Raw genomic sequence first — 13,054 nt, forward strand, 5'->3', positions numbered from 1 at the left:
AATCAGCAGCCGAGCCGGCCGACTTCTGTTTTCAGCTCCTGTGCTCCGGCGTTCAGCTCCTCTGTTGCAGCTGCGATGGAATCCGAGGCGATGACGGCCTCTTCGGACGCGTCCACAATGCTTTGGATAGCTTCGGAGACGTCCCGCGCTGCAGTCTGCTGCTCATTGGCGGCCACGGATATCTGGGCGATGGAATCGGTGGTGTCAGAGATTCCGGTAAGGATCTTGGTGAAGGCGGCACCGGCCTCCCGAGAGACCTCGCTGCCCTGGGTCACCCGTTTCACCGTTTCATTGATCAGCTTGCTGATTTCCTTGGCAGATTGCGACGACCGCTCTGCCAGCTTGCGCACCTCGTCAGCTACCACCGAGAACCCCAGGCCGTGTTCGCCCGCCCGCGCGGCCTCGATTGCGGCATTGAAGGCCAGCAGGTTGGTCTGCCCGGCAATTTCGCTGATCGTCTTGACGATCTCGCTGATTTCCTCGGAGGACGCGTTGATCAGATCCATGGCTTCGATCGACCGTTCAATCGCCTTTGCCCCCAGATCGGCTTCTTCCTTGGTTTTCTGGGCGATCTCGTCGGAGTGACTGCTGTTCTGCGCAATCGAGTCGATCGAGGCACTCAACTCCTCCACAGAGGCGCTGATTTCCTCTGTGGTGCAGCCCAGTGTCTGGGCGCCGCCGGCGACCGTGTGGGCCTGATCAGAAATTTCCTTGGACTGTTCGGCAAACCGGGTCGCTATCCGGGTCACCTCCTGCGCGACCTGTTTTTCGGCTGTGATGTTGGTGGCAAATTTCACCACCTTGAAAGGCTTGCCATCGGCATTGAACACCGGGTTGTAGGAGGCGTTGATCCAAACCTCCTTGCCGCCCTTGCCAAAGCGTTTGTATTCGCCTGCGGAAAACTCGCCGGAGGCCAGATCCGCCCAGAACTTCTGGTATTCAGGGGAGCTTGTGTACTCCGGATCGCAGAACATCCGGTGGTGCTGGCCGCGGATTTCGTCGAGCGAATAGCCCACGGTTGCCAGGAAATTCTGGTTGGCGGTCAGGATCGTGCCGTCCAGTTCAAACTCGATCATGGCCTGCGCCCGGCTGATGGCATCCATCTTACCGTCCTGCTCTGCGGTGCGAAGCTTTTCTTCGGTGACATTGGTGGCAAATTTCACCACTTTGACCGGCTTGCCTTCGGCGTTGAAGATCGGATTGTAGGAAGCATTGATCCAGATTTCTTTGCCGCCTTTGCCAAAGCGCTTGTATTCTCCAGCCGAAAACTCGCCGGACGCGAGATCTGACCAGAATGTCTGGTACTCTGCCGAACTGACGTAGGCGGGATCACAGAACATCCGGTGATGCTGACCGCGGATTTCATCGAGCGAGTAGCCCACGGTTGCCAGGAAATTCTCGTTGGCGGTCAGGATCGTGCCATCCAGCTTGAATTCGATAACCGCCTGAGCCCGGCTGATGGCAGCGATCTTGCCGTCCTGCTCAGCCGTGCGAAGCTTCTCGTCGGTGACATTGGTGGCAAACTTGACCACTTTGCTAGGCTTGCCAGCGGCATCGAAGACCGGGTTGTATGAGGCATTGATCCATACCTCGGCACCGTTCTTGCCAAAGCGCTTGTACTCACCGGACGAAAATTCGCCCATCGCAAGCTGCAGCCAGAAATCCCGGTATTCATCGGATGCCGCATAGGCGGGGTCGCAGAACATGCGATGGTGCTTGCCCTGAATCTCCTCCAGCGTGTAACCAACCGCTGCCAAGAAATTTTCGTTCGCCGTTAGGATCGTGCCATCCAACTCAAATTCGATAACGGCCTGGACACGGTTGATGGCGTCCACAACGCCCTGAAGGTCCTCTCTGGCCTGATCAACCTCTGAAGCTGCTGCCGTTTCGTTCGCACCCATAGTTTCGCCTCACTCATAAAAACGTTTCCAGGCCAAATTGGGGAACAGCTATTAACAACACGATACCAATGCACCTTAGGGCTGCATTTAACTCCCGCTTTATCTCTAAAATACAACTCATGGAATTAACCGAAGGTCGGCGCAGCGCCTTCTGGCTGCACCGGCCCCCATTGGGCTTCCTGGCGAAAACAGCGGTCAGCGGCTGCGCCAGGCCTGGGTCTTTCTCAGGATTCCCCGTGATGCCAGCAGGTGGATGATCCGCGCCAGCGCGTTGGTGTAGAAGATCATCATCCCCATGGCCGCTGCCGGGGCGATGTCGCCTGCGTCATCCATGTTCAGCACCGCAATCGAGGCCAGCGTGGTCTTGGGTGAGTAGAGAAACACCACCGCCGACACCGTCGTCATCGCGTTGACAAACAGGTAGATCGAGATGTCCAGCACCGCAGGCAGGCAGACCGGCACCGTGACGCGGGCAAACAGCTTCATCGTGGGCTGCTTGAGCGAGGCGGCAACGGATTCAAACTCCCGGTCCATCTGCTTGAGAGCGGTAACCGCCGTCAGATGCGACACCGTATAGAAGTGGGTGACGGTGCAGACGACCAGGATCGCCATAGTGCCGTAGATCGCATTGAGCGGATTGGACGGGTTGTTGAAAAAGAAGATGTAGGCCAGCCCCAGAACCATCCCTGGAATGGCCATCGGCAGCATCGCAAACATCTGGAAGATGGCGCGCCCGGTGCGGAAGCCCTTGGATTTTTCCACCAGATAGGCACCAAAGAACACCACCGCGGTACCGGCCACAGCTGTCATCAGCGCCAGCTTGATGGAGTTCACATAAGAGCCCCAGCCGCCGCCGTCCATCTTATCGAACTGGTAGTTGTTCAGGCTGAAGCTGAGATCGTAGGGCCAGAACTTGATCAGCGCGGCAAACTGGCAGACCGCCAGCAGGCCGGCGATGAACAGGCCGATGAGCGAGCAATAGGCAAAGAAGATCCGGTCCATCTTCTTGTTCGGCTGCGGCTCATACGGGACCGAGCGCGCCGACAGCAGCGCCACCTGCTTGGACTGCACCATGCGGTCGATGGCAAAGGCAAGGATTGCCGGGATCACCAGCACCACGGAGACCACCGCGCCCATTTCAAAGTTCTGCTGGCCGATCACCTGCTTATAAATGTCCACCGCCAGCACGTTGAACTGGCCGCCGATCACCTTGGGCAGGCCAAAGTCGGTGATCACCAGATTGAAGACCACAAAGGCTGCCGAAATCAGGCCATAGCGCGCGCCGGGCACAGTGACCGTCCAGAAGGTGCGCCAAGGGGTGGAGCGGAGGCTGGCGGCGGCCTCGTAAAGGCGGGCGTCCGAAATGGCCAGCGCAGTCGAGATGATGATGAAGGCATGCGGGAAGGTGAAGAAAACCGAGCCGATCACAATGCCTATGGGGCCGTAAATACTGGCGCCGAATAAGAGTTCCTTGATCATGCCCTGATTGCCGAAAAGGTAGACCAGCGCGATACCCGGAAGCAGCGACGGTACCAGGATCGGCGCCATGGCAATGAGGCGGAACAAACCCTTGTACTTCATGCAGCTGCGGTTCAGCGCGTAGGCGAACCAGAAGGCAAGCGAAACGGTGACAACCGTGCTGAGCACCGCAATCCACAGAGAATTCTTGATCGAGTTGAACAGCGCAGGCGTCGAGAAGTAGGAGACGAAGTTGTCTATGCCTTGTGCCTTCACCGGCCGCAGCTGCACCCGGCGGAAGGTGTTGGAGTCGAGCGTGACCCACTCAGTGCCGGTTTGCAGGTTGGAACCGATCAGGAAACGGCCGGTATCAGAGGTATTGCGGATCTGGTACATCACCGGGCTGCGGAAGCTGAAGTCCGGGAAGAAACCGGTGACCGGCAGCCGCCCGTCGGCGCCCGTGGAAAGATCTTCATCGGCAAAGGTGGCAGTGCGGGCGTTCAGGTCTGCACCGGTCAGGACGCTGCCATCGAACTGGCCCGCCTCATCGCTGATCTGGAATTCATATTGCGACAGCTCTACCCGGTACGTGGAAAAGGATTTCGACAGCATTGCATAGAGCGGAAAGACCAGCGACACGACCAGGTAAAGCGCGATGATGATCATGCTGCCACGCATGATGATATCGTCGCGGCTGAGCTTGCCCTTGATCACCGGGCCTGCCGGCATGACGGATTGCGTGGTATCAGTCATCTGCTCACGCCCCCTGCCCGTCTTGCGCAAATGCCATCAGGCGGTTGTCGGGCAGTTCGATTTCCATCTGGCAGCCGGCCTCCAGATCCAGACGCCGCACGGCATTGATGGAGAAATCGGCAATCAGTTCCTTGCCGCCGAAGCGTTCATTGGTCAGGCGGCAGCGCCAAAAGGAGCCGAGGAATTCCATTTCCGCCAGTTGAACGTCGATACAGTTTCGGTTGCCGCTGCTTTCCAGATACCCGGCCTCATGTGGAATAACATCCTCGGGCCGGATGGCGGCAATGACCGGGGTGCCGTCGGCAAATTCATGCGGCAGGCAGGCAAAAGTCTTTTCCCCCACCGCCAGACGCCCCCCTTTGGCAACCGAGGAACTGATCTGGTTCATCTCGCCGATAAAGTCGGCAACGAACAGATTGGCCGGCTCTCGGTAGATTTCAGTGGGAGAGCCGACCTGCTCGATCACCCCGTGGTTCATCACCACGATGCGGTCGGCCATCGCCAGCGCCTCTTCCTGGTCATGGGTCACCATGATGGTGGTCACACCCAGCTTGCGCTGCAGTTCCTTGATCTCGTGGCGCAGGTGGACGCGCACTTTGGCATCCAGCGCCGACAGCGGTTCATCCAGCAGCAGCAGGCCTGGATTAGTTGCGATGGCGCGTGCCAAGGCGATCCTCTGCTGCTGGCCGCCGGACAGCTGGGCCGGGTACTTGCGGCCCTGGTCCGGTAGGCCGACCAGTTCCAGCAGTTCAGCGACGCGCGCATTGACTTCCTGGTTGCTGCGGCCTGCGTTTTCCAAGCCGAAGGCAATGTTCTTCTCAATGGTGAGGTTCGGAAACAGCGCATAGGACTGGAACACGATACCGAAATCCCGCTCAGACGGCGGCAGGTTGGACACGTCCTGATTGCCCTGGGTCACGGTGCCCTTAGATTGCAGATCCAGACCCGCAATTGCGCGCAGCAGGGTGGTCTTGCCGCAGCCGGAGGGACCGAGGAAGCAGATGAATTCACCCTCCGTCACGTCCAGGGAGATGTCTTTCAGCGCGATGAAGCTGCCGAAGGCTTTCCAGAGGTCGCGGATGCTCAGGTAGGTTTCTTTTGGCGGGGTCATTTGAAGCACATCGTTGGTCCTTGCATATGCCAACGCGGCACCCTGTCTGTTGTCAACGGGCGGCATGGCTCAGGGCATGAGGCAGTGAAGTTCAGGAAGGCAGAGGGGCGGAAGGCCAACCCTCCGCCCCTGCAGGCTTATTTCGCTTCCGACTTGCCGTCGTAGCGGGCCTGCCATTCCTTGAGGATCGCAGCGCGGTTGTTGGCCGCGAACTCGAAATCATTGTCGATCATCGCGTCCAGCAGCCCTTCCGGGAAATGCTCAACCGGCTTGGCGACGCCCGGGTAAGCGACAACCGCATAGCCGGTGTTGTACATTTCGTTGGCTTCCTTGGTGACCGTGAAATCGACCAGTGTCTGCGCCGCTTCCAGATTTGCGGTGCCTGCCACAATCGCAGTTGCCTCCATGTCCCAGCCGACGCCCTCGGAGGGAACAATGATCTCCAGCGGTGCGCCTGCGGCCTTGGACTTGGCACCACGGAAGGCGAAGGAAATGCCGATCGGGATCTCGCCAGCCGCCGCCAGCTTGCAGGGTTTGGAACCGGAATGGGTATAGCGCGCAATGTTTTCATGCAGCGCATCCATGAACTTCCAGCCCTCTTCCTCACCGAACATCTGCAGCCAGCTGGACACATCCAGGAAGCCGGTGCCGGAGGAATTGGGGTTCGGCATGATAACATGGCCGGCATACTGCGGATCGGTCAGATCCTTCCAGGACGACGGCGGCGTCAGGCCAAGTTTCTCAGCCTCAACCGTGTTGTAGCAGACAGACGCCACCCAGGCGTCCATGCCGACCCAGCTGGGCGGGTTGTCGCCATCAACGAACTTCGAATCCAGCTGATCGACTCCGGTAGGCGCATAGGCTTCCAGCATCCCTTCCGACTTCAGAAGCAGCAGAGAAGTTGCGGCCAGCCCCCAGACCACATCCGCCTGGGGATTGTCGCGCTCGGCCAGCAGCTTGGCCGTGATGATCCCGGTGGAGTCCCGCACCCAGTTGATCTTGATGTCCGGATGGCTCTGGTTGAAGGTTTCTGCGTACCGCGCGAGATCTTCTGCCTCGACTGCGGTGTAGACGGTCAGCTCCGTTTCGGCAATTGACGCGCTCGCTGCCGCTATGGTGAAGGCAAATGCGGTAATAAATGACGCTTTCTGTTTCATGGACTTCCTCTGTTGGCTTGTTCTTGTTCGTTATCGCCCTCTAACGGGGCTGTTGGTCTTACCTTTTCCTGTGACTGGCAGTTTGACAGGTTTTACCATCAATAAAAATTGGTAATACCCATCACATCATAACCAGAACCTATATACCTAACTGTTGCTTCCAACCTCATCAGGCTCAGTCAAGAGTCCGGATGTCATAACTGGTACCGATCATCGCCAGCCAGTTTCCAAGCCCTTTTGACCTTCAGCCTGAATCATTGAACAACAGTCCAATTTGTGGGGTTTTGTGTGTTTCAGGATCCCCAAGAGGAAAACTGTTGCATAACTTCAATTGTGTCAACAGAATCCAACACGGCACTGCAGGACCCTGAATGGCTCAACGCTTTCGCCGGGACTGGCTAGGGAGTTCCAAGAGTCCAACAACAGCCCCGCGCAGAACTGCCAGAGGCTACAAAGAGACTCACAGTTCGATTGCGAACACTGAGTCCACGTTGGTTCGGGAACATGTTTAACCGCCCTCGAAGACACCTGGCGGCAACATTCTGGCTTCAGTTGCCAATGAGATGCGCCCCCGGATGCAAACGGCATCTAAAACGGGCGGCCGAGCCAGCACTAACGGCTTGGAAGTGCTGATGATTGAGTAGTACTGGATCAGCCTTTGGCCCGTATTGGCGTGCACAAGATACGAGTTGGATCTTGGATCACAGGTTTTTGTTTGCACAGCGGGCCGAGCCTGCCCCGCACTCAGACAAGCAATTCCTCCCCGGCGGACGGTGCGGATACAGCCCCCCAGTAATCGGCCGGACGGAACCAGTCGAAGCTGTCAAATGCCGTTGAAATGCTGCCGCGGCCGGCAATGGCGTGAATGAACTCGACCCCGAACACGGCAACTCCGAGTTCGCTCAGCACATCATCCACGTTGCCAGCTTCAAAGCTGGTGTAGCTGGTTTCATCCAGAACAAGATACAACGTGTCGGTTCCCGTCCCGCCCCGGAAGACGTCGCTTGACGGCCCGCCGCCGCCGATGAGCGCGTCTTCTGTGAAGACAAATGTGTCGTCGCCAGACCCGCCGAATACCAAGTCATTGCCGCGCCCGTCTACAATCACATCCCGCCCAGCTGCGCCGCGGAGAACATCCGAGCCGTCTCCACCGTTGATGATATCGTTCTGGCTGCCACCATTCACAGTATCGTTGCCGCTGCCGCCAAGAAGAATATCCTTGCCCTTTGCGCCATAAATCCTGTCATTGCCGCTGCCACCGATCACAACGTCGGCGCCGCCGCCGCCATTGATGGTGTCATCTCCGCCCAGCGCAAAAATGGCGTTTGCCGCCCCCCCCTTGCGCAAGACTGTGCTGCCATCATCCAAGAGGGTTGTCTTGCCGCCCCCCATGACAAATTCGGCGTAGGCGCCCCAGATCTGATGCGAAGTCTCTGCCGGGTGAATGGAGTCCCACGCAAGCACTTGGTCACTGCCGAACGTGCTCCCGTCGATCAAATAGTCGGTCCGTTCTGCGAGAATGCCAACCCCGGATGGATCCTCCTCAATTGCCTTTGAAACCGCAAACAGGTCAACGGCCCTGGCGTCGATTCCTTCGGTGCCAAGACCCGCAATGCTCTCCGTAATTCTGCTATTGAAAATATCAATCAGGAGGTCAGCGAAACTTGCATGAACCGGCGAGAGCGTATCGAACTCCGGATAGAACCCGTCCGCAGGCTGGGTGGCGAGAAACACCGTTCCGACCCCGGCTCCGCTGGCGGTGCGGGCGGCTGAGACGATCTGCGCAATCAGCCCTTCAATGACCGGCGTTGCGAGAGCAAGGAAGTCTGCTTGGGTCGCTATCTGCTGTTCCCGCACGGTTCCTAGAAGGCCGATGAAGTCATTCCCTCCAATCAGAAAGAAAGCTGCCGACTCCACCGGTACACCTGCTGAGGCGTCCTCAGTAAAATCTGCGACTTGGGCATCGAGATCTATCAAGCCTTCGAGTAGACCGTCACCGAGTGCGGTTGCCGTCGCTACAGCATAGTTCCTAACCTCAAACCCGCCGAGGGCGGCGGCGTAACTGGCATGGGTCAGCGCGTTGGTGACGGCTCCCTCAGGGCCAACTTCGGAAAAACTGTCTATGATGGTCTGCCGGGCGGCGGCTTTGGCCTCGGCTCGCAAACGCTCCAGGTCGCTTGACGAGGGGAAACCCCCAAAGCTGGCAATCAAGTCCAGCAGGATGAACGGTTCTATGACCGACGCAAGAAGGTCCACAGCATTGCCTTCGTCAGACAGGCTGTCGCCAAAGTAATACACGCGTGAGAACGGTGTCATCATTGCCCCCTTCGGGCACCATCAGTGCAGCACCCGAGCCGCTGGATCGAAAGAAGACGCGGCGCGGCACATTCAACCCAGTGCCCTGCAGCATGTAAGCGTGCGCGCCATTGCTGAATATGGAGCCGCCCGGCGCCATGGCAAGGATTCCCGGCGTGCTGCAACCGCCCATCACACAGCAGCAGAAGAGGTTTGCAAGACCGTTTGCCGGTAACTTTGCGCCAGCGAGCAGGCGGATGGCCCTTCAGTCAGCACCCTAAACAAGCGGTATTCAGGACAAAACAGGATTACATTGAAAATTCAGCTGCAACAGGGCATGGTTAACTATGATGCTGAAGTTGTTCACAATAACTTTGGCCTTGCTGGCCGTGACTGCCTTCTTTTCGCTGCAGCCGGAGGCGCGCACGGAAATCCGCTATCAGACACATCCCGTGGAATTCGGCCCTCTGACTGAAATTGTGACAGCGACCGGAACGCTGGATGCGTTGGTTAAGGTTGATATCAGTTCGCAGGTTTCAGGCCGGATTGCCGAAGTCAGAGCCGGGTTCAACAGCCGTGTCGCCAAAGGGGATCCGCTGGCGATTATCGATCGCGAAGGGTTTCAGGCGCGTGTGGAAGAAGCCAGAGCCGCCGTTGAAATTGCACTGGCAGCTGTAGATGTGCAACGTGCAACTTCGGAACGAGCGGCAGTGGAAATCGAAGCCGCCAAGCTGGAGCAGGAGGTTTTCCGGGCCCGGATCGACCAGGCTTCTGCCGATCTGTCTGTTGCGCGCTCTCGTCTGACCCGTAAGGAGTCCTTGCGTGCAAACGGCACTGTTTCTGCCGCTGACGTAGAGGACGAGCAGGGCGCTGTCTTGCGCGCGGAAGCACTGCTTCGCGAAGCGGAGGCGCAGCTAGCGGCTGGCGGCCAGCGAGTGGAGGCCGCCAGGGCAGAACATGCCAGAGCCAAGGCTGAGCTTGCCGGCGCAAGGGCCAACGTGCCGCAGCGCCGGGCTGCCCTGCAGCTGGCACTTGTGGAATTGGAGCGCACGGCCATCCGGTCACCGATTGACGGCGTGGTCATCGACCGCAGCATTGATGAAGGGCAGACGGTTGCTGCGGCACTTGAAGCACCAAAGCTGTTCACGATTGCCGAAGAGCTGAGCCGGATGGTGGTACACGTCAGTGTGGACGAAACCGACATCGGGCGCATCCGCACCGGCCAATCTGCGGAGTTTTCGGTTGATGCCTATCCCGCCAAGCGGTTTTCGGGAACCGTGAGCGAAATCCGGAAATCAGCAAAAGTATTTCAAAACATCGTCACCTACACGGTCGTGCTGAACACCGAAAACAAAGACGAACTGCTGTTTCCGGGAATGACCGCTCTGGTCGACATTGCCATTCGCGAAACCGCGCCGGTGCTGAAGGTGCCAACCAGTGTCCTGTCATACCACCCGTCGCAAGAGGGGTTGGCGGACAGCGCTGCCGGGCGGCAGGTTCTTTGGCGCTTGAGCCCTTCCGGTGAGCCCGAGGCTGTTGAGGCCGGAACAGGAGATCAGGATGCCAGCCATACCGCTGTGGTTTCCAGTCACCTGAACGAAGGCGATCTGGTCATAAGCAGTGAAATCAGTACCGCGTCCGGAAACCGGTTTGCGCAGTTTCTCCGTAACTGGCGCTGACACCATGCTGATAGAGGCTGAGAATATCTGCAGAAGCTACCAGAACGGAGACACCCGGATAGAAGCTGTCAAAAACTGCTCCTTCACCATCCGTGAAGGGGAGTTTTTGGCGATAACCGGTCCCAGCGGCTCTGGCAAATCGACGCTGATGTCCATTCTCGGCCTTTTGGAAAGACCCACCAGCGGGGCCTTTCGGGTGTCCGGGCAGAACACGGAAGGCATGGCTGCCGATACCAGGGCCGGGCTCCGGAATCGAACCTTCGGTTTTGTCTTCCAGTCCTACAATCTTTTGCCCCGGCTGACTGCGCAGGAGAACGTCGAACTGCCGATGACCTATGCCGGTGTACGGGCTGCCAAACGCCGGGAACGGGCGCGTGACTTGCTTCAGAAAGTCGGACTGGAGGACAGGCGGGCGCATTTTCCCAATCAATTATCAGGCGGTGAACAGCAGAGAATTGCCATTGCCCGGGCATTGGCAAACAGCCCGCGGCTCATTCTTGCGGATGAACCGACCGGGGCGCTGGACAGTGAAAAGGGCTTGCAGATCCTTGGCCTGTTTCATGAATTAAACCAGGCAGGCAGCACCATTGCAGTGATCACGCATGATGAGGATGTCGCCTGCCACACAAGCCGAATTCTGCGGATGAAGGATGGGCGGATCAAATCGGACGAGCTGGTGCTCTCACCGCAATCCAGGGCTGACGCGCAAAAGGTGGCCCGTTTTGTTCGCCATCCTGGGCATGGCAGCGCAGATCTTCCGCCAAGGCGGCCGCAATGACGCTGCTGGAAAGCCTCCGGATTGCGCTGCGGGCGCTGCGGGCAAACCTGATGCGCAGTTTCCTGACCATGCTGGGGATCATCGTGGGGGTTACTTCAGTTGTGGCCATGGTCGCGTTCGCGGAAGGCGCCCAGCGCGAGATCGGCCGCCAGATCAAGACACTTGGTGCAAACGTCTTAATGATTGTTCCGGAACTGAACCGAGGCGGCGATGACAATGCGGACCTGTACCAGGCGGCAATCCTGCGGGAGTCCGATGCCGCTGCCATCGGCACGCATATCGGCCAAGTGGTAACAGCCGCACCATCCGTGCGGGCAGACCTGCAGGTGATCAACAGGGACAAGAACACCTGGGTCACAGTCAACGGCACCACCGCAGGTTACTTCACCATCCGCGAATGGCCGCTGCGCCTGGGCAGGATGTTTTCCGGACAGGAGCAACTCAACAGCGGCAAGGTTGCCCTGCTCGGTCAGGCAACCGCGGACAAACTGTTCGGAGACAGCGACCCGGTCGGGCAGACCATCCGCATCCTGTCGGTGCCGTTCGAGGTGATCGGCATCCTTGCGGAAAAGGGCACCTCCGGCAGCGGACGCGAGCAGGATGACATCGTCTTCATCCCGATTTCCACCGCGCAGAAACGGCTGTTTGGAAGCGCCAATCAGGTTCACCGGGGGTCGGTTGACTATATTCTGGCCAAGGCTGCGTCGACACAGGCAGTTGCAGGGGCAGAACAAGAGATCACCCGGCTGCTGCGGCAGCGGCACCGGATCCGTGACGGCCGGGACAGCGACTTCCGGGTTGTAGACCCGGCTGCGCTGATGGCGGCTCAGCACGCGGCCTCGCGCACAATCCGCTGGCTGCTGGCCGGGATCGCAGGTGTGTCGCTGGTGGTGGGCGGGATCAGCATTATGAACATCATGCTGGTCTCAGTGACCGAGCGCACTCGCGAGATCGGCCTGCGGGTGGCAGTCGGCGCCCGCGCCAGGGACGTCCAGTTTCAGTTCCTGATGGAGGCGGTGCTGCTGTGTTTACTGGGCGGCCTTATCGGGCTGTCAGCCGGTGCCGGACTGGCCTATGCCGCCAGCAGCATTGCCGGCTGGCCAGTGTACCTTAGCCCGCTGTCGCTGATCGGAGCGGTGGGCCTGGCGTCTGTTGTGGGGGTCATCTTCGGCTTCTTCCCGGCCCGGCGCGCCTCGCGTCTGGATCCGGTGACGGCTTTGCGAATGGAGTGAACAAATATGGCGCCCCAACGAGGAGGGGCGCCACGCTTTGCAACTCTATCTGGCCCACTAGCCGGAAGGAGTTGAGTCAGTTGGGATCAACATCCCTTGGATGATCTTCGTCCGGCTCAAAGTATGGCCCGGCAATGTCCACATTTTTGATGCAAACCCAAGTTCTCTTTTTGTAACTGTATTTCAGGATTTCAGCATCGTTGCCTTCGCCATTGTTGCCGCAGCGGCGCTCAGCCAGTTCACGATCACTTGGCTTGCCTCCGCCAGCCAAAACTGCAGGTGCGCTGAAGCTGATTGCAAGCGCGGTAACAACAAGAAATTTCATCATAACAGCCTCCACTAGTTAACTAAAAATTCGGCAGCCTCACGCTCCATTGGAATGCGCAGGCCTTCAGACATCAATCCGGCACGTTGCCAGAGTTACCCGGATCCTGATCGCGCGGATGATCTTCAGAAGCATTGGGGCCTTTGAGGCACCTGAAGCCATCACGGGTCCGTCTAACGGCCTCGGCTCCGTTCCCGTCACCGCTGTTAGTGCATTTTGCAATTGCCAGCAGATATGGATTCTGCCCAACCTTCAAACCATTGTCGGCAATTGCTGCGGGAGCGCTAAACCCGAACACAAGCGCCGCAGCAATGAGAAGTTTCTTCATAACAGCCTCCACAAGTTAACGAACTCTTCCACTCAAC

At 58.5% G+C, this 13,054-nt stretch carries 10 protein-coding genes; 3 read left to right on the forward strand and 7 right to left on the reverse strand.

What is annotated here, in order from left to right; genetic code table 11:
* Positions 1-2 precede the first annotated feature (2 nt).
* The 5 genes from GC1_RS19310 to GC1_RS19330 all read right to left on the reverse strand — a co-directional run bounded on the left by GC1_RS19310 (position 3) and on the right by GC1_RS19330 (position 8,699).
* Entirely contained in the window at positions 3-1,901 is a 1,899-nt protein-coding gene (locus tag GC1_RS19310; RefSeq protein WP_019297880.1) for a methyl-accepting chemotaxis protein, read from the reverse strand.
* 195 nt (positions 1,902-2,096) lie between these two features.
* Positions 2,097-4,112 (reverse strand): putative 2-aminoethylphosphonate ABC transporter permease subunit, encoded by a 2,016-nt coding sequence (locus GC1_RS19315; protein ID WP_019297881.1) that lies wholly within the window; start codon positions 4,110-4,112, stop codon positions 2,097-2,099.
* Positions 4,113-4,116: 4 nt separating this feature from the next.
* Positions 4,117-5,223, reverse strand: coding sequence for a putative 2-aminoethylphosphonate ABC transporter ATP-binding protein (locus tag GC1_RS19320; protein WP_019297882.1), 1,107 nt, complete (start codon positions 5,221-5,223; stop codon positions 4,117-4,119).
* A 137-nt stretch (positions 5,224-5,360) separates the two neighbouring features.
* A complete protein-coding gene (locus GC1_RS19325) occupies positions 5,361-6,380 on the reverse strand; it encodes a putative 2-aminoethylphosphonate ABC transporter substrate-binding protein (protein WP_019297883.1) in 1,020 nt (339 codons plus the stop codon).
* A gap of 744 nt (positions 6,381-7,124) precedes the next feature.
* On the reverse strand, positions 7,125-8,699 hold the full coding sequence (locus tag GC1_RS19330; protein ID WP_237754641.1) for an SGNH/GDSL hydrolase family protein: 1,575 nt from the start codon (positions 8,697-8,699) through the stop codon (positions 7,125-7,127).
* 323 nt (positions 8,700-9,022) lie between these two features.
* Between GC1_RS19330 and GC1_RS19335 the strand changes: the two genes are divergently transcribed.
* From GC1_RS19335 to GC1_RS19345, 3 genes are read left to right on the forward strand one after another with little or no spacing between them, the layout of a single operon-like run.
* A complete protein-coding gene (locus tag GC1_RS19335; RefSeq protein WP_019297885.1) occupies positions 9,023-10,354 on the forward strand; it encodes an efflux RND transporter periplasmic adaptor subunit in 1,332 nt (443 codons plus the stop codon).
* 4 nt (positions 10,355-10,358) lie between these two features.
* Positions 10,359-11,132: an ABC transporter ATP-binding protein gene (locus GC1_RS19340; protein WP_237754642.1), complete on the forward strand. Its 774-nt coding sequence runs from the start codon at positions 10,359-10,361 to the stop codon at positions 11,130-11,132.
* The gene (locus GC1_RS19345; protein WP_019297887.1) at positions 11,129-12,364 is read left to right on the forward strand and encodes an ABC transporter permease; all 1,236 of its coding nucleotides are present in this window, start codon (positions 11,129-11,131) and stop codon (positions 12,362-12,364) included. The genes GC1_RS19340 and GC1_RS19345 overlap by 4 nt, the downstream gene beginning before the upstream one ends.
* Positions 12,365-12,440: 76 nt before the next feature.
* On the opposite strand, the gene GC1_RS19350 is transcribed toward GC1_RS19345, so the two are convergent.
* Together GC1_RS19350 and GC1_RS22540 are read right to left on the reverse strand one after the other, a co-directional pair.
* Positions 12,441-12,692 (reverse strand): hypothetical protein, encoded by a 252-nt coding sequence (locus GC1_RS19350; protein ID WP_019297888.1) that lies wholly within the window; start codon positions 12,690-12,692, stop codon positions 12,441-12,443.
* A gap of 70 nt (positions 12,693-12,762) precedes the next feature.
* A complete protein-coding gene (locus GC1_RS22540; protein WP_152610569.1) occupies positions 12,763-13,017 on the reverse strand; it encodes a hypothetical protein in 255 nt (84 codons plus the stop codon).
* Positions 13,018-13,054: the final 37 nt, after the last annotated feature.

It is taken from the genome of Leisingera sp. ANG1 (assembly GCF_000203975.2).
In the GTDB taxonomy this organism is placed as follows: domain Bacteria; phylum Pseudomonadota; class Alphaproteobacteria; order Rhodobacterales; family Rhodobacteraceae; genus Leisingera.